At 74.0% G+C, this 22,210-nt stretch carries 18 protein-coding genes; 8 read left to right on the plus strand and 10 right to left on the minus strand.

The features are described from left to right. Nucleotides 1-117 precede the first annotated feature (117 nt). From tsaE to WME82_RS45040, 3 genes are all read right to left on the minus strand, one after another. Nucleotides 118-669 (minus strand): tRNA (adenosine(37)-N6)-threonylcarbamoyltransferase complex ATPase subunit type 1 TsaE, encoded by a 552-nt coding sequence (gene tsaE, locus WME82_RS45030; RefSeq protein ID WP_438040347.1) that lies wholly within the window; start codon nt 667-669, stop codon nt 118-120. Between the two features lie 3 nt (nt 670-672). Further along, nucleotides 673-1,812: a hypothetical protein gene (locus tag WME82_RS45035; protein ID WP_438040348.1), complete on the minus strand. Its 1,140-nt coding sequence runs from the start codon at nt 1,810-1,812 to the stop codon at nt 673-675. 148 nt (nt 1,813-1,960) lie between these two features. Then, nucleotides 1,961-3,805 (minus strand): hypothetical protein, encoded by a 1,845-nt coding sequence (locus WME82_RS45040; RefSeq protein WP_438040349.1) that lies wholly within the window; start codon nt 3,803-3,805, stop codon nt 1,961-1,963. A gap of 263 nt (nt 3,806-4,068) precedes the next feature. Between WME82_RS45040 and WME82_RS45045 the strand changes: the two genes are divergently transcribed. The 3 genes from WME82_RS45045 to sdhB are packed head-to-tail and all read left to right on the plus strand — an operon-like array spanning nt 4,069 to nt 7,793. Further along, nucleotides 4,069-4,890 (plus strand): succinate dehydrogenase, encoded by an 822-nt coding sequence (locus WME82_RS45045; protein WP_438040350.1) that lies wholly within the window; start codon nt 4,069-4,071, stop codon nt 4,888-4,890. A 55-nt stretch (nt 4,891-4,945) separates the two neighbouring features. Further along, a complete protein-coding gene (sdhA, locus tag WME82_RS45050) occupies nt 4,946-6,970 on the plus strand; it encodes a succinate dehydrogenase flavoprotein subunit (RefSeq protein WP_438040351.1) in 2,025 nt (674 codons plus the stop codon). Nucleotide 6,971: 1 nt separating this feature from the next. Beyond that, entirely contained in the window at nt 6,972-7,793 is an 822-nt protein-coding gene (sdhB, locus tag WME82_RS45055) for a succinate dehydrogenase iron-sulfur subunit (protein WP_437296102.1), read from the plus strand. 11 nt (nt 7,794-7,804) lie between these two features. Here sdhB and WME82_RS45060 read toward each other — a convergent pair whose 3' ends face one another. From WME82_RS45060 to WME82_RS45085, 6 genes are all read right to left on the minus strand, one after another. Beyond that, nucleotides 7,805-8,371 (minus strand): hypothetical protein, encoded by a 567-nt coding sequence (locus WME82_RS45060; RefSeq protein ID WP_438040352.1) that lies wholly within the window; start codon nt 8,369-8,371, stop codon nt 7,805-7,807. A 113-nt stretch (nt 8,372-8,484) separates the two neighbouring features. Beyond that, the gene (locus WME82_RS45065) at nt 8,485-9,369 is read right to left on the minus strand and encodes a branched-chain amino acid ABC transporter permease (RefSeq protein ID WP_438040353.1); all 885 of its coding nucleotides are present in this window, start codon (nt 9,367-9,369) and stop codon (nt 8,485-8,487) included. A gap of 73 nt (nt 9,370-9,442) precedes the next feature. After that, nucleotides 9,443-10,642: an ABC transporter substrate-binding protein gene (locus WME82_RS45070; RefSeq protein WP_438040354.1), complete on the minus strand. Its 1,200-nt coding sequence runs from the start codon at nt 10,640-10,642 to the stop codon at nt 9,443-9,445. A gap of 330 nt (nt 10,643-10,972) precedes the next feature. Then, nucleotides 10,973-11,719 (minus strand): TlyA family RNA methyltransferase, encoded by a 747-nt coding sequence (locus WME82_RS45075; RefSeq protein ID WP_437854567.1) that lies wholly within the window; start codon nt 11,717-11,719, stop codon nt 10,973-10,975. Further along, nucleotides 11,716-12,786 (minus strand): ABC transporter substrate-binding protein, encoded by a 1,071-nt coding sequence (locus WME82_RS45080; protein ID WP_438040355.1) that lies wholly within the window; start codon nt 12,784-12,786, stop codon nt 11,716-11,718. Before WME82_RS45080 ends, WME82_RS45075 begins: the two co-directional genes overlap by 4 nt. Continuing rightward, complete coding sequence (locus WME82_RS45085; RefSeq protein ID WP_438040356.1) at nt 12,779-13,948, minus strand: trypsin-like serine peptidase; 1,170 nt, start codon at nt 13,946-13,948, stop codon at nt 12,779-12,781. Before WME82_RS45085 ends, WME82_RS45080 begins: the two co-directional genes overlap by 8 nt. Before the next feature lie 282 nt (nt 13,949-14,230). Here WME82_RS45085 and WME82_RS45090 point away from each other — a divergent pair, with 282 nt between their 5' ends. From WME82_RS45090 to WME82_RS45110, 5 genes are all read left to right on the plus strand, one after another. Next, on the plus strand, nt 14,231-16,762 hold the full coding sequence (locus WME82_RS45090; protein ID WP_438040357.1) for a DNA internalization-related competence protein ComEC/Rec2: 2,532 nt from the start codon (nt 14,231-14,233) through the stop codon (nt 16,760-16,762). Nucleotides 16,763-16,845: 83 nt separating this feature from the next. Then, complete coding sequence (locus WME82_RS45095; RefSeq protein WP_438040358.1) at nt 16,846-18,336, plus strand: B12-binding domain-containing radical SAM protein; 1,491 nt, start codon at nt 16,846-16,848, stop codon at nt 18,334-18,336. A 38-nt stretch (nt 18,337-18,374) separates the two neighbouring features. Then, the gene (locus WME82_RS45100; protein WP_438044993.1) at nt 18,375-18,623 is read left to right on the plus strand and encodes a glutaredoxin family protein; all 249 of its coding nucleotides are present in this window, start codon (nt 18,375-18,377) and stop codon (nt 18,621-18,623) included. Between the two features lie 77 nt (nt 18,624-18,700). Next, nucleotides 18,701-19,351 carry a TlpA family protein disulfide reductase gene (locus tag WME82_RS45105; RefSeq protein ID WP_437713126.1) on the plus strand — a complete coding sequence of 217 codons (651 nt, stop codon included), beginning with the start codon at nt 18,701-18,703 and terminating at the stop codon, nt 19,349-19,351. A gap of 100 nt (nt 19,352-19,451) precedes the next feature. Beyond that, entirely contained in the window at nt 19,452-20,150 is a 699-nt protein-coding gene (locus WME82_RS45110; RefSeq protein ID WP_437742578.1) for a GbsR/MarR family transcriptional regulator, read from the plus strand. Between the two features lie 12 nt (nt 20,151-20,162). Here the strand turns inward: WME82_RS45110 and tssI are convergent, their stop codons facing one another. Continuing rightward, a complete protein-coding gene (gene tssI, locus WME82_RS45115) occupies nt 20,163-22,178 on the minus strand; it encodes a type VI secretion system tip protein TssI/VgrG (protein WP_438040359.1) in 2,016 nt (671 codons plus the stop codon). Nucleotides 22,179-22,210: the final 32 nt, after the last annotated feature.

A 22,210-nucleotide genomic window follows, 5' to 3' on the forward strand; every position in this document is an offset into this window, starting at 1 on the left:
GCCCGCGCTGCGACGCGCGCTTCGCGCCGGCGCGTGGATCGAGCCGCCGGTCGAGCCCGCCCGAGGGCGAAGCGATCCCCCGCTCGCCCTCGCCAGGTTCCGGCCGCTCGACGCGCTTCACGCAGCGCCCGGCCCGGCTCCCCGCGATCCGACGGAGCCGCGCTGCAGCTCGTCCTCCAGCGCGGCGAGCACCTCGCCGCTCCGCGCGCCGGTCGCCCTGATCTCGGCGGCGCGGCCGGGCGCGGCCGGGTCCTCGGGGGCGGCGAGGTGGATCAGGAGCGCGTCGCCCCCGAGCGCCTCCACGAACGGCTCGCCCCACTCCACCACGACGAGCGCGCCCTCCGCGCGGCGCTCGCGCAGCCCGAGCTGGGCGAGCTCCGCGGCCGCGCCGTCGCGCGCGCCCTCCGCGATGGACGCGCCCCCGAGGCGGTAGGCGTCGGCGTGCGCGATGGGGACCCGGCCCTCGTGCTCGTGGACGAGCGTGAACGTCGGGCTGGTGATCGGGAGCGCCGGCGGGACGCCGAGCGCCCGGCAGAGGGCGCGGGCGAAGAACGTCTTCCCGGCGCCGAGATCGCCGGCGAGGACGACCAGATCGCCGCCCGCGAGGCGCGCGGCGAGCGCCCGTGCCAGGCGGATGGTGCTGCGGCGGCTCGGCAGCTCGATGCGCATGCGTCAGAACCGGACCCCGGCGCCGAGCGTCGCGCCGACCAGCAACAGGGAGCCGCCCCCCGTGGGAACCCACCGGAGGTTGCCGAGCTGGGCCTCGAGCTGCACCGAGGGGCTCAGCGCGAGCGCGACGTCGAGCGACGCCCCGAGCACCGGGTGGACCTCGAGATCGCCGTGGTACGTCGTGAGATCGGGGCCCACGGCGCCGGGGGCGGACCTGAAGAACGCGCCCGCGCGGAGCGACGGGCCGAGGTGGAGCGGGAACGCGCGCCACGCCCCGTCGTGCGGCGTCAGGCTGGGCGTCAGCAGCAGGCGCGCGCCGCCCTCGAGCCAGCCGGCGAAGGGGCCGGCCAGGTTGCCGCCGCCGACGACGAACAGCTCGAGCCCGCGGTCGCCGGGCGCATAGGCCACGCGCGCCTCCCCGACCAGCGAGGCCGCGCTGCCGCTCGCGCCCGGGAGGCGCGCCGCAGCGATGGCCAGCCCGAGCGACGCGGACAGGGCGACCCGGCGCCCGCCCGAGTACGCCGGCCAACCGCGCTCCGGCCCGAGGGGATACGCCATCAGCACCTCCTTCGCGGGCGGCGCGGGCGGCGGCGCCGGCACGGGGGGCAGCACGATCGCCCCGCCCGCGGACGGAGGCGGGGGCGCGCTCGCCGGAGCGGAGCGCGCGGCGCGCTCCCAGGGGAGCTCGCCGGCGCCGACGCCCTCCGGGCGGAGCAGGACCGCCAGCATCTCCTGCGTCTGCCGGGCCTCTTTACCCCGGTCGACCTCCCTGGCGACCGACTCGACCCGGCCCGTCGAGGCGAGGTACGCCGTGAGCTCGATCCGGGTGGTCGTGACCGCAGGATCGACGGTGCCGGTCAGGACCCAGTCCGCGCCCGTCCGCGCGCCCACCGCGCGGCACTCGTCCGCGCTGTCGGCGACGCCATCGGCGACGTCCTTGAGCGCGGCAGCGACCGCGCCGTCCGGCGCCGTGGTGTGGCCGAGGGCGGCGAGCCCGCGCGCGACCTCGGCCTGGGCGGCGCTCCGGGCGGCCTCGTCGGTGCCCCCGCGCGTGGGGAGCAACGCCACCCGATCGGCGAGCGCGGCAGGGGCGATCGCCAGGAGCGCGGCGGCGGCGGCACAGGAGAGGGCTCGGCGGATCATGCGGCGCCATGCTACGCCCGCCGGCAGGCCGGAGCAGCCCCGGGTCGACGCGCCGGCACGGTCTCCACGCGCGGCCTCGCGCGTCGTGCCCTGCGCTGGCCGGGCGCCGGCCACGTGAGCCGCGTCATTCACCGCGCTTTCGCCCCGCTCATCGCGCTTTCCCGCTCTCGCGGTGGCCGATCACCCGCGGCAGCACGCGCCGCCCGCCGAAGCCGTCCGCCGCCGTCGTCCAGAGCTCCGCCGTCGCGGTGCTCATGGCGCTCGCCGCAGCGAGGCGCCGCGCCTTCACCTCCGCCGGGTCCTCGGTGCCCGTCTTCGGCAGCCGCTGCACGCCGGCCCAGGCGAGCACGCCGGCGTCGCGCCCGAGCGCCGCCCAGAAGCTCGGCTGCGACGGATGGGTGGCGAGCCACGCCGCGAGCGCGGCCGCCGCTCCCGAGCCAGGCGTCGCCCTGGGATCGCCCGCGCCCGGCGGAGGCTGCGCGCCGGAGGGCGCCGCGAGGAGCGGGAAGAGCCCCGCCGTCGCGACGAGCGATCCCGGCGGCGGCGCGACGGCCGCCTCGAAGGCGAGCGCGATCGTCACCGAGCGGGGAGCCGCGCGGAGCGCCTGGTCCGCGCAGCGCGCGTCGCCGGCGAGGATCATCCCGCGGATGGCCGGGGGCCGTAGAGCGCGCGCGTCGAACGTCCCGTCGCAGGGCAGCGCCAGCGCGATGCCGCGCTCGGCCAGCGGCGCGGCCCCGGCGGCGCCCGCCGGCGCGGCCCCGGTAGCGCCCGCCGGCGTGGCCCCCGCAGCGCCCGCCGGCGCGGGGGCCGCGTCCTTCCGGACCTCGGCATCGCCGCCCACGAGCGCCACCGGCTTCGCGCCCCGCTCCGCGAGCGCGGCGGCGAGCACCTCGATGCTCCTCGCGGGCTCCTCGCCCACGACGAAGACGAACGCGCCGTCCAGCGCCGCCGGCTCCGGCGGGTGGACGAGCAGCACCGGGATCGCGTGCGTCCGCGCGAACTTCGCCGCCTCGGTCGCCTGCTCCCGATCGGAGCCGGCGATGAGCACCGCGGCGCCCTCGGCGGTGAGGCTGTTCAGCGCCTCGTCCACGCTGCCCTCGCCGCCGTCATCGCGGCTCACGAGCCGCGCGTCCGAGCCCGGCCGGAGCAGCCCGAGCCCGTGCGCCACGCCGGCGGCGATCTCGACGCCCCGGCGGCGCGACGCGGCCGTGCGCGTCGACAGCAGCAGGCCGACCGTGGGCGGCTCGACGCGCGCGGCCCCCGCGCCGGCCGCGAGCTCGAAGATCGCGTCGCGCTGGGTGCCGAGCGCCGCGTCGGCCCGATCGAGCAGCTCCTTCGCGAGCGCCACGTCGCGGCGCTCGCGGGCGACGATCGCGAGGCGCTCGGCGACCAGCGAGCGCAGGTCGACCTCCGGGCTCACGACCTCGCCGGTCGCCCGCCCGGCGCGGAGCGCCCGGACGAGGTGATCGATCGGCACCTCGCGCAGCTGCGCCCCGATCTGCGCCCGGACGGCGGCGCGCCGGTCGTCGTCGGCCTCGCGCAGCCAGACGCTCATCAGCTCGACCGCCTGCGTCCACGCGCCCGCCTCCATCGCGGCGGCGGTGACCTCCTCGTTGAGGAGCGCGCGCACGTACGCGTCGATCATCTTGCTCACCAGCGGGCGCAGCACCCCGAAGGCGGGCCTCGGCTTGCCGGCTCGCCGGAGCGCCGCGCCGCGGATCACGCGCGCGAGATCTCCGATCGCGCTCCGCCCCGCCGCCTCGATCTCGGTCGCGAGCGCCTCGGCGCGGCGGAGGTCCCCGCGCTCCAGGGCGATCCACGCGAGGTGGACGGTCGCGACGCGCGCGAGGTCGTCGGAGGCGTGGCGCCCCCGGAAGGCGAGGAGCTCCGGCTCGAGCGCGATGCGCTCCGCGCGCGCGCCGTTCGCGAAGCGCGAGAGGAGGGGGCGCAGCTCGGCCTGGGCCGCGGGCGACCCGGCCAGCGCCGGGCTCACCGGCGCTCCGCCCTCCTGCGCGCCGCAGCCGGCGCCGGCGATCGCGGCGGCGAGCGCGAGCAGGGCCGTCGCCGCGATCGCGGCCGCGCGGGCGTGAAGTGGCCGACGTTGCCCGGTGGCGCCGCAACGCGGGCGAGATGCCGCGCCGCCGCTCGACGCGCCAAAGGCAGCGGAAAACCGGCCGGAACTGTTGACTGCGTTCACCTTGACGTCACCCGGGGCATCCCATACACCCGCCGCGCCCGCCTTCCATCGAGGTCAGCGTGTCCGAGGCAACCCCCGCGAGATCGCTCTTTCACGAGAGCCGCCGGTCCTTTCTCCTGCGCAAGCTGCATTCTCTCACCGGCGCCCTCCCCGTGGGCGGTTTCCTGCTCTTCCATTTCTGGACGAACGCGAAGGCGCTCCAGGGGCAGGAGCGGTTCGACGCGGCCGTCGCCGAGATCTCGCACATGCCGTACCTGCCCGTGCTCGAGATCGGGCTCGTCGTGCTGCCGCTCGCGTTCCACGCCCTCTACGGGGTCAAGCTGGTGCTCGAGGGCAAGCCGAACGTCGGCAGCTACACGTTCTCGCGCAACTGGATGTACACGCTGCAGCGGGTCACGGGGGTGCTCGCCTTCGCGTTCATCGGCTTCCACCTCTGGTCGTACTGGGCGCAGAAGTGGCTGGGCCGGATGGCGCCCGAGGAGTTCTACCCGCGGCTGTGCGCCGACATGGCGTCGACCGTCGGCGGCGTCCCGGTGATCGCGCTCGTCTACCTCTTCGGCATCGCGGCGAGCGTGTTCCACTTCGCCAACGGCCTCTGGGGCTTCTGCTTCTCGTGGGGGATCACCGTGTCGCGCCGGGCGCAGCGGATGGCCGCGGTGGTCTTCGGCGCGGTGGGCCTCGTGGTCTTCCTGTTCGGCGCCAACACGGTGATCTATTTCGCCACCGGCGCGCCGTTCCCGGGGACGCCGGGCCCGTCGGCGGAGGGGGGCCGCACCTGCGCGGACATCGCGTCGTCGTCGACCGGTTCCACCGGCGCGCCCGCGCGCGCGTCTGTCGGCGCCGGCGCCGGCGCCGACGTGGGCGCGCCGGCCTCGCACTGACCATCGTATCGGCCGCGCCCTTCCGGGGAGCGGCGCGGGAGCATCGGGATCGAACATGGCCGCGAAGAGCACGACGAGGAGCGAGGGGGGGAAGGTTCGGCGCGTGATCGTCGTCGGGGGCGGGCTCGCCGGCCTGATGACGGTGATCAAGCTGTGCGAGGCGAAGGTCCCTGTCGACCTGATCTCCCTCGTGCCGGTGAAGCGCTCGCACTCGGTGTGCGCGCAGGGCGGCATCAACGCCTCGGTGAACACGAAGGGCGAGGGCGACAGCCCCCAGGTGCACCTCGAGGAGACGGCGTACGGCGGCGATTTCCTCGCGAACCAGCCGCCCGTCAAGGGGATGGCCGAGGCCGCGCCGGGCATCGTGAACATGCTCGATCGCATGGGCGTGCCGTTCAACCGGACGCCCGAGGGCCTGCTCGACTTCCGCCGCTTCGGCGGCACGCTCTACCACCGCACGGCGTTCGCCGGCGCCACGACGGGGCAGCAGCTGCTCTACGCGCTCGACGAGCAGGTGCGGCGGTACGAGCTCGCCGACGTGACCGACGAGCACGGCGTGGCGATCCCGGGCGAAAAGATGGTCCGGAAGTTCGAGTTCTGGGACTTCCTCGAGGCGATCCTCGACGACTCCGGCACGTGCGTGGGCTGCGTCGCGCAGGACCTGAAATCGATGCAGATCCGCGCCTTCACGGGCGACGCGGTCGTGCTCGCGACGGGCGGCTGCGGCATCGTCTTCGGCCGCTCCACGCTGAGCGTCATCTGCACGGGGACGGCGGCGTCGGCGGTCTACCAGCAGGGCGCGGTGTACGCGAACGGCGAGTTCATCCAGGTGCACCCGACGGCGATCCCGGGCGCCGACAAGCTGCGGCTCATCTCGGAGAGCGCGCGCGGCGAGGGCGGCCGCGTCTGGGTGCCGAAGGACAAGACCGACGCGCGGAGCCCGCGGGACATCCCCGAGAAGGAGCGCGACTACCTGCTCGAGCGGATGTACCCCGGCTACGGCAACCTCGTCCCCCGCGACATCGCCGCGCGCGCGATCTTCAAGACGTGCTTCCACGAGGGGCGCGGCATCTGGAGCCCCGCGACGGGCCGGAACGAGAACGAGGTCTACCTCGACCTGACCCACAAGGACGAGAAGTTCCTCCGGTCGAAGCTCGCGGGCATCCTCGAGATCTACGAGAAGTTCGCGGGCACCGACCCGTACAAGAACCCGATGAAGGTCTTCCCGGCGGTCCATTATTCGATGGGCGGCCTGTGGGTCGACTACGAGGCGGACGCGCGGGGCTCGCTCAAGGCCGGGTCGCCGCGCAACCACGCGACGAGCATCCCGGGCCTCTACGCGGTGGGCGAGGTGGACTACCAGTACCACGGGGCCAACCGGCTCGGCGCCAACTCGCTGCTCTCGTGCATCTACGCCGGCATGGTGTGCGGGCCGGCCGTCGCGACCTATCAGCGGAGCATCAAGCGGAGCGCGCTCGACCTGCCGCGCTCGATCTTCGACAAGGCCGAGAAGCGCGCGGAGTCGAGCTACCAGCGCATCCTGACGCAGAACCAGGACGCGAAGCAGCCGGAGAACGCGTACCGGCTGCACCAGGAGCTCGGCGAGACGATGCTGCGCGACTGCACGATCGAGCGCGACAACGCCACGCTCGACCGGGTGCTCGAGAAGCTCGGCGAGCTCGAGGAGCGGGCGGGGCGGATCAAGTGCACGGACACGGCCCCGCGGGTGAACCAGGGGGCGCAGTTCGTGCGCCACCTCGAGAACATGCTGGTGCTCGCGCGGGTCATCGCGCAGGGCGCGAGGAACCGCGACGAGTCGCGCGGGGCGCACTACAAGCCGGAGTTCCCGGCGCGGAACGACGCCGCGTGGATGCGCACGACGCTGGCGCGCCACGAGGAGAAGGGCGCGGTGAGGTTCGTCCGCGAGTTCGACTACGCGTGCGCCGGCCAGTCGATCCACGTGACGGACGCGGTGGACACGTCGCTCGTGACGCCGCGGGAGCGGAAGTACGAGCAGGCGGGCGCGGCTAGCGCGGCGAGCGCGCAAGCGACAGGGAAGCTGTCGCAGAAGAGCGTGTAGGATGGCCAAGGCGAGCGGAGACGAGGCGAACGGGGCGGCGGCGCCGGCGCAGCCGAAGGGCGAGGGCCGGCTTGTGCACCTGCGCGTGCGGCGGCAGGACACCGCGGATCGGACGGAGTCGCGGCGCTGGGAGGAGTTCAAGGTCCCCTACCTGCCGCAGATGAACGTGATCAGCGCGCTGCAGCAGATCCAGAAGGATCCGCGGACCGTGGACGGCAAGGAGGTGGCTCCTGTCGTCTGGGAGGCGGTGTGTCTGGAGGAGGTGTGCGGCTCGTGCACGATGGTGATCAACGGTCGAGTCCGACAGGCCTGCTCGGCGCTCATTGACCAGCTCGCGCCGAAGGGCGAGGTGATCACGCTGGAGCCGATGTCCAAGTTCCCGCTCGTGCGCGACCTGCTCGTCGACCGGAGCCGGATGTTCGAGGACATGAAGCGCGTGCGGGCGTGGATTGACATCGACGGCACGCACGAGCTCGGCCCGGGCCCGCGCGAGTCGCCGGAGCGGCAGCAGGAGCGATATCCGCTCTCCCGCTGCATGACGTGCGGCTGCTGCGTCGAGGCGTGCCCGCAGTACAGCGACGGGACGAAGTTCGTCGGCGCCTTCGCCATCAACCTGGTGCGGCTCTACAACATGCACCCTTCGGGGGCGATGCACGAGGGCGAGCGCCTCGAGTCGGTGATGAGCGAGGGTGGGATCACCGATTGCGGCAAGTCGCAGAACTGCGTCGAGGTGTGCCCGAAGGAGATCCCGCTCGTCGACTCGCTCGCGGCCGTCTCTCGCGACACGACGAAGCGCATGCTGTTCGGCTGGCTGCTGAAGTAGGCGCGCCCCCTCTAAGGAAACAGCGACCCCGTCCCGAGCCCGAGCCCGTTCCCGAGCCCCATCTGCAGCGCGTCCGGCGCGCGCGGCCGCGCCAGCTTGCCCATGCGCATCCCGACGATGTGCGTGATCAGCGTGCAGGCCTGGTGCGCCCGCGCCGTCGCCTCGCACCCCATCCAGGCGCCGAGCGGCTCCCGCTCGCCTTCCTCGCTGTAGCGGATCACCGCGCCGCCCTCGGCGACCGTGATCCAGGCGTTCGCCTGGCGCGGCAGCGAGGCGTGCAGCACGCCGACCTGGCCCAGCGGATCGTCGTTCGGGCCGGTGACCCGGCCGTCCGGCTCGAGCAGCGCCACCGGCTCGGCCTCCAGGCCGAACACGCGCCCGCCGCGATCGACGCTGAGCTGGTGCTCGCCGTTCACGAGGATCTTGCCGTCCGGCATGACGTCGATCGTGAGGTCGGCGAGCGCCCAGCGCGCGCGGGGGATGTCGAGCAGCGCGCCGCCGCGCACCCAGTTGGCGGGGGGCGTCGCGGCGCACGCCGCGAGCAGCGAGAGCGGTACGACGAGAGCGAGGCGTCGCATGCGCCGAGCATACCGCAAGGACGCGCGGCGCGTGGGCCGGCGGGCCAGGGCGGCCTGCTTGTTCTGGAGGATGGATGGAAGCGCGGCGCGTGGGGCGGCGGGCCAGGGCGGCCTTACACCTTCTCGGTCCCGGTCGTGCCGAGCAGCCCCGTCGGCTTCACGAGGAGCACCCCGATCAGCACCGCGAACACAAGGACGTCCTGCAAGCCGGAGTAGGGCGTGAGCTTCGTCATCTCTCCGATGATCCCGATCAGCATGCCCCCGAGCATGGCGCCCGTGATGTTGCCGATGCCGCCGATGACCGCCGCCACGAACGCGCGGTTGCCGATCACGACGCCCATCGTGGGGTACACCTGCGACTGATCGAGGCAGTACAGCACCGCGCCCACCGCCGCGAGCATCGAGCCCGTGAGGAAGGTGAGCGCGATGATGCGGTTCGTGCGGACGCCCATCAGCCGGGCGGCCTCGACGTTCACGCTGAGCGCGCGCATCGCCTTGCCCGTCCAGGTGCGCCGCACGAGCAGCTCCAGGCCGAGCATCACGAGGATCGAGGTGACGAAGATCACCTGCCGCGTGTTCTCGATCGGCAGGAGCTGCGGATAGCCGCGGTAGCGGGCGGTGAAGAGGAGCTGCGCCAGGTTCTGGAGGAGCACGCTCATCCCGAGCGCCGTGACCAGCGGCGTGATCCGGGTGTTCGCGAGGCCCCGCCCCCGCGAGCGCAGCGGCGCGTAAGCCACCTTCTCGACGAGGACCCCGAGGACGCCCGCGAAGGCCATCGCGCAGAGGGTGCCGGCCACGCCCGCGAACAGCGGCGCGCTGCCGCCGCCGAACGCCGCGATCCCGAAGAGCCCGGCGAAGGCGCCCATCATGAAGATCTCGCTATGAGCGAAGTTGATGAGCTTGAGGATGCCGTAAACCATCGTGTAGCCGAGGGCGACCAGCGCGATCATCGACCCCTGGGCGAGCCCTGTGATCAGGGCATTCACGATCTTCTCCATGGAGACCTCTTTAACGCACGTTCCGCACGTTCCGCGCGCTCCTCACGTCCGAGCCAGCGCGCGGGAACGACCGCTACTGCTTCGCAGCCTTCTCGTTGACCGTCGCGTAGTAGGTAAACTGCTTGTCCTTGATCCGGACGATGACGACCGGCTTGTCCGCATTGCGCTCGGCATCGATGGTGATGACGCCCGTCGCGCCCTGGAACCCCTTGGTGTCCTGGATGGCCGCCCGGATGTCGTCCGGCGTCATCGCCTTCGCGCGGCCCATCGCGTCGGCCAGCAGCCTGGCCGCGTCATAGCCCTGCGCCGCGATGCTCGACGGCGTGCGGTTGTACCGCTCCTTGTACTTCTTCACGAAGGCCTGCGAGTTGGGCCAGGGGACGTCCGGCGCGTAGTGGTTCGTGAAGTACGCGCCGTCGAGCTCCTCCGCGGCGTCGCGCAGGAGCTCGTTCGCGTCCCACCCGTCGCTGCCGACGAACATGCTCCCTGGTACGCCCGCGGCCTTGGCCTGCCGCGCGACAGGGGCCATGCTCGTGTAATAGATCGGCGCGTAGATCATCTCGGGGTTCGCCGACTTGAGCTCGTTGATGTACGTCGTGAAGTTGGTCTCCTTCTTGAGGAAGCTCTTCTCCATGACGATCTCGCCGCCTAGGCGCTTCACCTCGTCGCGGAAAACCTTGGCGAGGCCCGACGAGTAGAGGTCGTCGGAGGCGAAGAAGAGCCCCACCTTCTTCTTGCCGAGCGTGTTCACGATGAACTGCGCGCCCATCTGGCCCTGCACGTCGTCCGTGAAGCAGGCGCGGAACACGAACGGGCCGACCTTCGTCACGTCCGGGTTCGTGGACGACGGCGTTATCATCGGCACCTTCTTCTTGTTGGCGACGATGCCGCCGGCGCGCGACCGCGACGAGGCGACCTCGCCGAGGATGGCCAGCACGTGATCCCGATCGATGAGCTGCAGGACCTTGTTGGTCGCCTCCTCGGGCTTCGACTTGTTGTCCTCGTAGAGGACGTGGATCGGCTTGCCCTTGACCCCACCGGCCTTGTTGATCTCGTCGATCGCGAGATCGATAGCCTCCTTCGAGTCGACGCCGAACGCCGTCTCCTCGCCCGAGAGGCTGAAGTAAGCGCCGACCTTCCACTCGGCGTCCTCCTTGGCGTGCTCCGCCGCGTTGCCAGCCGAACCCTCGCTCTTCTTGTCGCAACCGAGCGTCATCGCGCTGAGCGCGAGCGCCCCGGCGATCATCTTCACCAAACCCCGTCGTCCGAGCATGTCGTCGTCCTCCCTGTCGCCGGGCTGCCTCGCGTGGGGTCGCCCGCGGTGGCCATGGCCGCCCACGGAGCGGCTCAGAGCGCGTGTACTCACCGCGTCTACCATTGTCTACGCGGCACGTCAGCACCGTCGGGCCGCGATGCGGTCGGCGTAGAGCATCTTAAGTGTTCGACTTTCCACGGATTCCGGCGGCCGAGCCCGGCGTCGTGGCGCGCGGCGTCGCGCGCCGCGGCCAGCCAACGCGGTGCGCATGGCGGCTAGCCGACGCGGCGACTGGTCAACGGGGTGCACATGGCGGCTGATCAACGCGGCGGCTGATCACCGCGGCGGCTAGCCGGTGCGGCGCGCATGGACGAAGTGCTCGACGTTCCCCTTCGGCCCGCGCACCGCGCTGTCGACCTGGCCGACGACCGAGAAGCCCGCGGCCTCGATGGCCTGGCGCCCGTCGGCGATCGCCGCGAGGCGGGTCGCCTCGTCGCGGATGACGCCGCGGCCGCGGGCGGCGGCCTCGCGGCCCGCCTCGAACTGCGGCTTGATCAGCGCCACGAGATCCCCCGAGGGGCGGAGCAGGCGGGCGATCGCGTCGATGAGGCGGGAGATGCTGATGAACGACGCGTCGACGACGACGAGATCGATGGGGACGTCGAAGTCCTCTCGCTGGAGCTCGCGGGCGTTGACCCGATCGCGCACCTCGACGCGCGCATCGGCGCGGAGCTTGGCGGCGAGCTGGCCGTAGCCGACGTCGACGGCGAAGACCCGCGCCGCGCCGCGCTGGAGCAGGCAGTCGGTGAAGCCGCCGGTCGAGGCGCCCACGTCGACGCACGTCTTCCCGGCGACGTCGAGGCCGTGCGCGGCGAAGGCCGCGAGCGCGTGCTCGAGCTTCTCGCCGCCGCGCGAGACGAACCGGGGGCCGGAGGCGACGTGGACCTCGGCGTCCTCCGCGAGCAGCGTGCCCGGCTTGTCGATGCGGCGCGGCCCCGAGGTGACCTTGCCGGCCATGATCAGCGCCTGCGCCTCGGTCCGCGAGCCGGCGAGCTTCCGGGCGACGAGCAGGGCGTCGGCGCGCACGCGGGTCATGGCGCCTCCGTCCTGGGCAGGGGCGCGGCGAGGCCTGCGCCGCCGGGGGAGGGAGGGACGACCGCGTCGCCGGAGAGCGCCAGGGCGTCGCCGTGGAGCGCCCGCGCGACGGAAGCGAGGCCGTCGCCGATGCGCGGCCCCGGGCGCAGCGCGACATCGGTGTTCAGCGGGCGCAGGCGCCCCTCGCGCACGGCGCGCAGGGATCTCCAGCCGGGCGCGTCCCGGAGCGCCGCCAGCCTGGAGGCGCCCTGCGCGTCGGCGTCGCTCGACGTGCCGTCGAGCAGGACATCGGGATCCAGCGCGAGCAGCTGCTCGACGCTGATCGACGGGTAGGCGCCGCCGCGGGCGATCACGTTCTCGCCGCCGGCCAGCCGGATGAGCTCATCGGGGAAGCTGCCGGGGCCCGCGACGAAGAGGGGCGAGGTGTCGAACAGCAGGGCGGCCCGGACGCGCGGGGCGCCTTTTGCGGCGACGGCCTGCTCGACCGCGCGGCGCCGGGCGCGGATCCGGCCGATCGCCTGCTCCGCGCCGGGCGCCGCGTCGAGCCGCCGCCCGAGCTCCGTGAGCATGTCCTCGATCTGCGCGAGCGACTCGGTGCCGGGGAAGCACGTCGCGATCCCGTGCGCGCGCAGCGACTCGTCGAGCGCGGGCCCCGCGGGGCCGCGGGCACCGACGACGAGGGTCGGCGAGAGCGCGATGATCGCCTCGATGCTCGGATCGGCGTAGCCGCCGACGCTCGGCAGTCCGAGCACCTCGGGCGGGTGGTCGCAGTAGCGGGACCGGCCGACGAGCGCCGCGCCGGCGCCGATCGCGCAGACCGCCTCGGTGGTGCTGGGCGACAGGGAGACGACGCGCGCACCCGCCGCGCGCGCCGGGGCGGTGCGCCCGCACGCCGCGAGCCCGAGCGCCGCGAGCCCGGCGAGCGCGGCCCGCCGCGAGAGCGCGCGGCCCGGCGCGCCCGGCAGGAGCGAGGCCCGCACGGCGCCCGGCAGGAGCGAGGCCCGCACGGCGCCCGGCAGGAGCGCCGCGCCGGCGCTCCGCGTGGAGGAGCGCCGCTCGTCAGCCAAGCCGCTCCCGGCTGCGCCGCCGCCGCAGGCTCGTGAGAGCGCCCAGGCTCGCGGCCCCGAGCACCCAGGGGACCGGCTGCGTCGGATCAGGCCGCGGGCTCACGCTGCAGGACCCGCTCGACTCGTCGTCTGCGGGCGGCTCGGGGACCTTCGCGCAGAAGCCGGGCTCGCCGTTGCAGCTGTAGCCGTCAGGGCACGCCGCAACCTCGTTGCAGGGCCGCGTGCAGGTGCCGTCGAGGCACGCGTTCGCAGGGCACTGCTCCGGCTGTTCGCACGTGGCGCCGACCTCCGCCGAGTACGCGGGATCGGTGGGGTAGCCGGTCGCCCAGGGGGGCTCCTTGTATCCTCCGGCACGGGCGGCGCGCACGGTCGTCTCTTTAATCCATTCCGCCCAGCCGTACACATAGCCATAGATCGGGTACTCGCAGCCCGCGGCCCCGCGCGAGGTCACGCCGATCACGCGGTGCATCAGATCGAGGCTGGGTCCGCCCGAGTCTCCCTCGCAGATGCCGGTGTCCCCGACCCACTCCGTCGCCTTCACCAGCGACGACGGGCAGCCGTCAGCCACGCAGTCGATGAACAGCCTGTCGCGGCGCCGCCGCAGGCCCGCGCCGGTGCTCTCGTCGTTCGTCGCCCCGAAGCCGACCGCGTAGTACTCCTCGCCCTCCACGAGCGGCACGTCGACGCGCGGCACGAGCGGCACGGCCTCGCTCTCCGGGATCGGCTCGTCCAGGATCAGGATCGCCTGATCGTTGCCGCAGAACGCGTCCGTCCCCTCGCCGGGGAGCAGCACGACCTCGCTGCCGCCGTAGAAGCGCGCGTACCTGCCGATCTCCGCGTCGGGCGTCACGAGGATCCGGCGCGCGAGGTGCGTGTCCGTGAACTTCGTCGATCGACAGGTGATCTGGCCGTCGAGCTCATTGGCCATGTCCGACACGCAATGACGGGCCGTCAGCACCACGTTCGGGGCGATCAAACTGCCGGTGCAGATCGCGCCGATCACGTCGTTGTAGATGCCCACGACAGCCCTGTCGCCGTCGTCGAGATATCCGTCCTGAATGGCATCCCGCGCCTCACCGATCTCGTCAGGAGGCGCCTCCAGGGCCGAGCTGCACGCTGTCGCAGCGAGTCCCAGGGCGAGAATCCAGGTGACTCTGGGCAAGCAAAACGACATCGAAAGCCTCCAGATACTGCAATGTCTGCGCGCCGCGGGGTGCCGCAAGGAGCAAAGATTCTAGAGGCGAAGCCGCGGTCGTGCACGCGCGCCGGGCACGATGACCGACTCGGCTCGTTGCTCCCCCCACATAACAGAGAGCTCTTGCAGGATCGGCCGGCGCGCCGCCGCGCCCGGCGCCGCCATGGCGGCGCCAGGGGCGCGGCGGCCGTTCCCCCGTGAAATTCCGCGGGAACGCGCGCGGCCCAGGTGTTGCGGGGCGGCGGGGCCGTGATCGATCCCGTCCTGCTCTTCGGCCTCGCGCTCGCCGCGGGCGCGCCGCTCGCCCTCTCTCCGCTGGCCACGGCGCTCGGCGCCGCGCTCGCCGCGGCGGCGCTCCGCCGCCGGGCCGGCCGCGCCGCGCTCGCCGCCGCCGGGGTGGCGCTCGTCGTGAGCGGCCTCCGCGCCCGCGCGCTGCTCGACGGCGCGGGCGCCGCCTACGATGGCGCCCTCGCGCTGCTGCAGCCGCCGGCGCGCTGCGAGGTGGCGTGCGCCGTCGTCGGCTCGCCGGTCGTGGTCGGGGCGGCGCAGCGGCGCTCCGCGGCGGAGCGCGGCGAGGACGAGCCGCCGGCCTCGCGCATCGACGTGGAGCTCTCCGGCGGGACGTGCGGCGGGCGAGCGCTGCAGGGGCCGCTCCGGGCGCGCCTCTACGGCGCGCCGCTGGACCTCGCCCGGGGCGACCGGCTCGAGGTCACCGTGGACCTCGCGCCGATCCACCTGTTCCGGAACGAGGGGCTCCGGAACGCGACCGCCGCGATCGCGCGGAGCGGGATCGTCGCGAGCGGGACGATCGTCGAGGCGCGGCGGACGTCGGAGGGGCGCGCGATCGACCCGCGCGCGGCCGTCGATCGCGCGCGGGCGTTCGTGCGCGGGCGCATCGAGGCGACGTTCCACCCCGACGCGGTGGCGCTCGGGCGCGCGCTCGTGCTCGGCGAGACCGACCTCGCGCCCGAGGACCAAGAGGCGTTCCGCGAGAGCGGCCTCGCGCACCTGCTCGCGGTCTCGGGGACGCACCTCGTGCTCGCGGTGGCGGGCTTCGCCGCGGCGCTCCGCGCGATCCTCGTCCGCGTCGGGCCGATCGCCGCCCGGTGGGACGCGGGCCGGATCACCGCGGCGCTGTGCGTGCCGGCCGCGTGGCTCTACGCCGACTTCGCCGGCGGCGGCGGCTCGGCGATGCGCGCCGCGGCGATGCTCAGCTGCGCGATGGGCGCCCGCCTCCTCGGCCTCCGTCCGGTGGGCGTCCGCTGCTTTGCCCTCTCGCTCGCGGGCGCCGCCGCCGTGGATCCGCTCGTCGCGTGGGATCTCTCGTTCGGCCTGTCCGCGGCCGCCACCGCCGGGCTGCTCTGGCTGCAGCGGCCGCTCGCCGCGCTGCTCGTGCCCGGCGAGGGGAAGCGCGGCGACGGCGGCGCCGGGGGCGGGCCGGGCGCGTCGCCGCCGCGGGAGCTCGCGCGCAAGGTCCTCGCGCCGCTGGCGACGACGCTCGCCGCCATGTTCGGGTGCGCGCCGCTGCTGCTCATGAACGGGGAGACGTTCCCGCTGCTCGGCGTGGCGGCGAACGTGGTCGCCGCGCCGATCGGCGAGCTCGCGGCGCTCCCGTTCTGCCTCGCGCACGCCGTGCTCTCGTGGGCGCCGCCGGTCGAGCGCGGCTGCGCGCTCGTCGGGTCGGGCGCGCTGCTCGCGGTCCGCGCCGTGGCCCGCGCCTCGGCGGACACCGGCGTGGTGCTGCGCCTGCCCGAGCCGTCGCCCGCCCAGCTGGCCGCGCTCGCCGCCGCGATCGCGCTCGCGTGGGCCGCGGAGCGCCGCGTCCGCCGGCTCGCCGCGCTCGCCGCCGGCGCCGGCGCGTGGCTGCTGCTCGAGGGCGTCGCCACGCGCGCGGGCGCGCCGCGCGGCGTGCTGCGCGTCAACGTCCTCGACGTGGGGCAGGGCGACGCCATCCTGATCGACCTCCCCGAGGGCGGCGCGATGCTCGTCGACGCGGGCGGCTTCGTGGGCAGCCCCGTCGACACGGGCGCGCGCGTGCTCCGGCCGCTCCTGCGGGCGCGCCGCCGCGCGCGCCTCGACGCCGTCGTCCTCTCGCACCCGCACCCCGATCACTTCGGCGGCCTGCCGACCACGGTGGAGGGCGTCGAGGTCGGCGAGCTCTGGGACACCGGCCAGGGCGAGGTCGAGGGCGCGGGCCCGGTCTACCGGAAGCTCCTGTCGGACCTGCGCCGGCGCGGCGTGCCCATCGTGCGGCCCGACTCGCTCTGCGGCAGGCCGCGGGTCCTCTCGGGGGCGACGATCGAGGTGCTCGCGCCGTGCCCGGAGCTCCACCCCGACCGGGGCGCCAACGACAACTCCTTCGTCCTGCGCATCCGTTACGGGGCGCGCTCCGCGCTGCTCGTGGGCGACGCGGAGCACGAGGCCGAGGACGCGCTCGTGGCGCGCTACGGCGCCGCGCTCCACGCCGATCTGCTCAAGGTGGGGCACCACGGCAGCCGGACGTCGACCGGCGCGGCGCTCCTCGCGGCCGTCGACCCCTCGATCGCCGCCGTGTCCTCGGGCGTCCGCAACCGCTTCGGGCACCCGAGCCCGGAGGTGCTCTCCCGCCTCTCGGCCGGCGGCGTCGCGATCGCGCGCACGGACCGCGGCGGCGCCCTGACCTGGCAGACCGACGGCGAGCGCGTCCTCTGGTCCCGCCCGGGCGAGCCGCCGCGCCCGGCCCCCGGTCCCCGCGGCGGAGGGGCCGCCGCCGGACATGCCCTGGAGAACGGTGGGCCGTGAGCTGGAAAAAATCCCCGCTCCGGACGGCTGTCAGCTGGCCTCCCATCCTTGCGCCTGGACGTCCCCTGAGCGACGCTGGGTCGATGTCTCGAAGCGCGATGACGACCACGATCCGCCGCCGCCTGGCGGGCGAGATCGGTCGTATCGACAAGCAGGCGCCCTTCCGCGTCGCGCTGTCTTACCCCTCGCCGTACCGGGCCGGAATGAGCTCGCTCGGCTTCCTCCAGATCTACAAGACCATCCAGGCCGAGCCCGGGATGGCGTGTGAGCGGGCCTTCCTGCCGGACGACGAGGGCCAGGGCGCGGACGGCCCCCCGATCACGTACGAGGGGCTCCGCCCCATCTCCGATTTCCCGGTCATCGCGCTCTCGGTGGCCTACGAGCTCGAGCTCGCCGGGGTCGTCCGCCTGCTCGAGCTGGCAGGGATACCGGCGCTCCGGGAGGAGCGCTCCTTTCGCGATCCGCTCATCCTCGCGGGCGGTCCGCTCACGTTCTCGAACCCGCTGCCGCTCGCGGTGTTCGCCGACGCGATCATCATGGGCGAGGCCGACACCCTGGCCGTGGAGGCGCTCCGCGTGCTTCGGGACGCCTCGTCGCGGGAGGCGGCGCTCGACGCGCTGGCGGCCCTCCCCCACGTCTTCGTCCCCGCGCGCCACGGCGCGGAGATGCCCCCGGTCGCGCAGTGCGACAACGCGCTCCTTCCCGCCTGGTCGCCGATCCGCGCCGAGGAGACCGAGCTCTCGAACATGTTCCTCATCGAGGCGGAGCGGGGCTGCTCGCGCGGGTGCACCTACTGCGTGATGCGCCGCTCGACCAACGGCGGCATGCGCATCGTCCCGAAGGAGCGCCTCCTCGAGCTCATCCCCGAGGACGCGAGGCGCGTCGGCCTCGTCGGCGCCGCGGTCAGCGATCACCCGAAGATCGTCGAGGTGGTCCGGACGCTCGCCGAGCGGGGCTGCGAGGTCGGGCTGAGCAGCCTCCGGCCGGACCGGCTGACCGACGAGTTCGTCGGCGCGCTGCGGCTCGCGGGCTACAAGACGCTCACGACGGCGATGGACGGCACGAGCGAGCGGGTCCGCGAGACGCTCGAGCGGCGCGCCCGGCCCAGGCACCTCCAGCGGGCCGCGGAGCTCGCGCGGCAGCACGGGATGAATCGGCTCAAGCTGTACCTGATGGTGGGCGTCCCCGGCGAGACCGACGCCGACGTCGACGAGTGCGTCTCCTTCGTCACGGAGCTGTCCCGGATCGTGCCGGTCGCGCTCGGGATCGCGCCGTTCTGCCCGAAGCGCAACACGCCGCTCCACGGCGCGCGCTTCGCCGGGATCGACGTCGTGAACAAGCGGCTCGACCGGCTCCGCCGCGGGCTGCGGGGCCGCGCGGACGTGCGGGCCACGAGCGCGCGCTGGGCGTGGGTCGAGGCGGTGCTCGCCGCCGGCGGCGAGGCCGAGGGGCACGCCGTGCTGCAGGCGGTGCACGCGGGCGGCTCGTTCCGGGACTACGAGCGCGCGTTCGAGAAGATCAAGCGGCCGGAGCCGCCGCGCCGCCAGAGCCTGCCGCTGCTCGCGGCGGGGTGAGCGGCGCGGCAGCCCGGCCCGGAGGGTGCCACGTGACGATGAAGACGCTGACCCTCTTCACGCGCGAGCGCTGCCACCTCTGCGAGGAGGCCCACGCCGCGCTCGAGCGCGTGCGCGCCCGGCTGCCGTTCGAGCTCGCCGTCGTCGACCTCGACCGGGAGGCCAGCCCGGAGAAGCGAGCGCTGTACGACTGGGAGGTCCCCGTGGTCGAGCTCGATGGGCGGAAGATCATGAAGTACCGCGTCGACGAGCGGCGGCTCGAGCGGCTGCTCTCCGGCCCGGAGTGAAGCGCCGCGTCGAGGAGCGGGGGCGGGGCGTTTCGGCCCGCTTTCGCCCTGCGCCGCGCTACGCTATGCGAACCCCCGTGAAGTGGACGACCATCGCGCAGCTCGCCTTCATCCTCGTCGCTGCCGTCGCCGTCTACGGCTTCGTGCACGCCGCGCAGAATGACCAGCGCACCACCGGCTGCGAGGCCATCTGCGCCCTGCGCCCCGCGTACGCCGGTCGGAACCGGCTCGCGCCGGACTTCGAGCTGCCGGACATGAACGGCAAGCCCGTCCGGCTGTCGTCCTTCCGGGGCAAGACGGTCTTCCTGAACTTCTGGACCAAGACCTGCGCCCCGTGCCTGCAGGAGATGCCGGCGCTCGCGGAGCTCGGCAGGATCGCCCAGTCGCGGAAGGACATCGTCGTCCTCACCGTCTCGACCGACGAGGGTCCGGACGACGTGCGCGACGCGCTCAAGGTGGCCCTGAACGGAGACCCGCCGTTCCCGGTCCTCTTCGACCCGGAGTCCAAGGTCGTGATGGACCAGTACGGCACGCAGCTCTACCCGGAGACGTGGATCATCGACCCGAACGGGATCATCCGGGCCCGCTTCGACGGCGCGCGGGACTGGTCGAGCAGCCTGGCCATCGAGGTGGGCGAGATGGTCTCGCGCTGGGGCAGCTGCCCGGCCGATATCTACAAGAGCAAGCCGCGCGCCGGGTCCGTCGACGTCTGCACCGACGATTCCTGAGCGGGCTTCCCGCGCCGGGGCGATCAGGCCAGGCATACGGGGTGTGGGCGCGCTCGCCGCTTGGCGCACCCGCGAAAGATCGTTATGTGAGTCACCCATCATGACCGCCCGGAGGCCGACGTCGCCGACAGCGCACCCGCCGCAGCCGCCCGCAACGGGCGAGGGGGGCGACGGGAGCGCCTCGGACGAGCGGGTCGCGGCGGCGCGGCAGGCGCTGCTCGAGGGGGTCGGCGCCGAGATCGCCGCGTCGTTCCCCGGCATCACCCGGCTGGGTGGGCAGGTCGTGGCGGCGCTCTACCTGGCGGACGAGCCGCGCTCGATGGACGAGCTCAGCCAGGAGCTCGGCCGCTCCAAGAGCAACATCTTCGCCAACCTGCGCGGCCTCGAGGCGGCCGGGATCATCGAGCGCCGGCGGGAGTCGGGCGCGCGGCACGACTCGTTCGCGCTGCGCGGCAAGTACCCCGACGTGATCGTCGGCGCGTACCTCGGCCGCCTGCGCCGCGTGGTGCAGGACAAGCGCGCCCTCGCGCGGCGCGCGCTCTCGCTGCTCGGCGACGCGCAGGGCGCGGAGGCCGACGCGATGCGCTCGCGGCTCGACGACCTGTCGCGCAAGTACGACCTGTTCGCCGACCTGATGGAGCAGCTCCTGCCGTCGATCGACGGCCCGGTCGATCTGGAGCGGCTGATCGCGCAGGTGCCCGAGGCGATGGTCCGCTCCCTGAACGCGGCGGCCCGCGTCGCCTGGGCCGCAGGCGACGCGATCAGCCGCCTGAGCGGCCGATCGGGGCGCAAGAAGTAGCGGCGGCCCGCGTCACCCGCGCGGCGGGCAGTCCCGCATCTCGATGAGGATGCCGGTCGACGTCTCGATCCGGTGCATCAGGTTCACCTCCCGCGTCACCGGGGACGGCGTGATCGGGCTCGGCGCGGCGCCCACGATCATCGGCCGGTCGGGGTCGCCGTCGACGAAGACCATCAGCACCTCGATGCCGGGCTTGAGCGGGAAGTGGATCCCGTAGTTCGGCCCGGCGTGCGGCTGGATCATCCGCACGAGCCGCGACGGAAACGCGCGCGACGCGGGATCCCCCGCGTCGAAGTGGAAGCGCACCCGGTAGCGCCCCTGCTCGTCGATCGGCGAGACCTCCCCGATCTCGCCGTCCGGGAGCGGCTCCACCAGCGCCGTCACCACCCCGTGGATCTTCGGCCGCGGCGCCGCCCGCGGCGGGCGGTAGGCCTGCGTGGCGCGCACCAGGCGCGCGCGGTTGACGTACTCCTGCTCGCCGCCGGCCCCGCCCTCGATGGCCACCGGCTGCACCGCGCGGTGCTCGACCTCGACGGCCAGGAACCGCTCGCCGTCGAGCCGCGGGTGGCCCTCGAGCGCGAAGACGGCCCCCGGGATCAGCCGGAGCTCGTCGCTCTGGCACTCGAAATAGCGGCTCGACGAGGCCCGCTCCTCCGCGCGGATCCGCGCCAGCTGCTGGCCCTCCTCCGGCGTCTTGTGGTGGGCGCCGTACTCGACGACGCCGCCCCCGAGGCCCGCCGGCGACTCGTGCGCCGCCGTCATGTCGAGCCTTGGCGTCCGGTAATTGTACTCCTGCATGACGTACGTCGCGGGGAAGGCCCTGGCCTGCTCCCTGAGCTCGAACATGTCGCGCCGCTCGCCCCGCGGCCGGAACACGACCGCGTCTCCCCCCGGCAGCGGCTGGAAGCCCGTCGGCTCGTCGGTGAACACCATCACGTCGCGGCCCGACTCGTGCTCGAAGAAGAACGAGATCCCGAGGTGCTCGGCGAGCCGCGAGATGAAGGCCAGATCCGTCTCCTTGTACTGGACGATCATCTCCCGCTGGGGGTGATCGCGGTAGAGGCGCATCACCACGTCCTCGGGCCCGAGCCCCACCATCGCGAGCTTGTGCTGGATGAGCTCTGGCACGCTGATGTCGAGGAAGACCTGCTGGAGCTCCACCAGCGTCGCGCGGAACGCCCGCGGCGCGAGCCGGAGCCGGTAGGAGCGGAGAGCCGTCTCCGTCTCGTGCCGGTCCTCCACCTCGGCGATCATGCCGTGTACGGTCCGCTCGTCCGCGCCCTCGACCTCGAACACGAGCGACGCCGCCGCCCCCAGCACCTGTTCGATCGAGAGCTCGGCGCCGTCGCTGCACACGACATCGATGTCGAACGAGAAGAGCTGGCCGATGGCCTCTTTGCCGTGCACCCCGCGCACCCGGAGGAGGTCGCAGGAGAAATCGCTGGAGTCGAGCCGCAGGATCGGCGCCTGCCGTGCCCGGTCCCGGAGCGCGGCCGTCGCCTCTCGAAGCGCTTCCATCGGCGCCGCGCGCGGCGGGCGCAGCACGGATTCCGCTGCGCCGAGCCCGCGGAACGGCAGGTGATCGGGCGCCCCTGGGCCGCCCTGGGACGGCGGGAGCTCCCGCAGCCCTCCGGCGCTCGCCCCCGGGCGCAACGGCGGGAGCTCCCGCGGCCCTCCGGCGCTCGCCCGCGGCGGCGATGGCGGCACCTCGCGAGGCCCTCCGGCGCTCGCTCGCACCGGCGCCTCGAGGAGCTCTCGGTCGTCCGGAGACGGCGCTGGCGGGGGATCCTCCACCGGCCCGGCCGCCTCCTCCGGGCTCTCGGCGCACGCCGCGCGCGCGATCGGCTCGCTGCACGGGGGCCCTGCGTCCGGGGCCTCGCGGATGCGCGCGGCGGGGGACGCCGTGGCCATCGTCACGGCGCTGGGCGCGCGGTGCGCCGTCGCGGCCGTGGGCTCACCGCACGGCGGGGCGGCGGCGGGTGGGGACGGCTCGCTGCACCTCAGGGGTTCCGTCGGCTCTCGGTTCATCGTCGCGCCTCCTCCGCGGCTCGCCTGGTACT

It is taken from the genome of Sorangium sp. So ce128 (genome assembly GCF_051525245.1).
GTDB classification, from domain to species: Bacteria; Myxococcota_A; Polyangia; order Polyangiales; family Polyangiaceae; genus Sorangium; species Sorangium cellulosum_B.

What these genes read in the sequence shown, in the direction of transcription:
- WME82_RS45035 (WP_438040348.1), bottom strand. Translation starts at nt 1,812, where the DNA reads ATGATCCGCCGAGCCCTCTCCTGTGCCGCCGCCGCCGCGCTCCTGGCG.
- WME82_RS45060 (WP_438040352.1), bottom strand. Translation starts at nt 8,371, where the DNA reads ATGCGACGCCTCGCTCTCGTCGTACCGCTCTCGCTGCTCGCGGCGTGC.
- WME82_RS45100 (WP_438044993.1), top strand. Translation starts at nt 18,375, where the DNA reads ATGAAGACGCTGACCCTCTTCACGCGCGAGCGCTGCCACCTCTGCGAG.
- WME82_RS45075 (WP_437854567.1), bottom strand. Translation starts at nt 11,719, where the DNA reads ATGACCCGCGTGCGCGCCGACGCCCTGCTCGTCGCCCGGAAGCTCGCC.
- tsaE (WP_438040347.1), bottom strand. Translation starts at nt 669, where the DNA reads ATGCGCATCGAGCTGCCGAGCCGCCGCAGCACCATCCGCCTGGCACGG.
- WME82_RS45110 (WP_437742578.1), top strand. Translation starts at nt 19,452, where the DNA reads ATGACCGCCCGGAGGCCGACGTCGCCGACAGCGCACCCGCCGCAGCCG.
- WME82_RS45095 (WP_438040358.1), top strand. Translation starts at nt 16,846, where the DNA reads ATGTCTCGAAGCGCGATGACGACCACGATCCGCCGCCGCCTGGCGGGC.
- WME82_RS45065 (WP_438040353.1), bottom strand. Translation starts at nt 9,369, where the DNA reads ATGGAGAAGATCGTGAATGCCCTGATCACAGGGCTCGCCCAGGGGTCG.
- tssI (WP_438040359.1), bottom strand. Translation starts at nt 22,178, where the DNA reads ATGAACCGAGAGCCGACGGAACCCCTGAGGTGCAGCGAGCCGTCCCCA.
- sdhB (WP_437296102.1), top strand. Translation starts at nt 6,972, where the DNA reads ATGGCCAAGGCGAGCGGAGACGAGGCGAACGGGGCGGCGGCGCCGGCG.
- WME82_RS45070 (WP_438040354.1), bottom strand. Translation starts at nt 10,642, where the DNA reads ATGCTCGGACGACGGGGTTTGGTGAAGATGATCGCCGGGGCGCTCGCG.
- sdhA (WP_438040351.1), top strand. Translation starts at nt 4,946, where the DNA reads ATGGCCGCGAAGAGCACGACGAGGAGCGAGGGGGGGAAGGTTCGGCGC.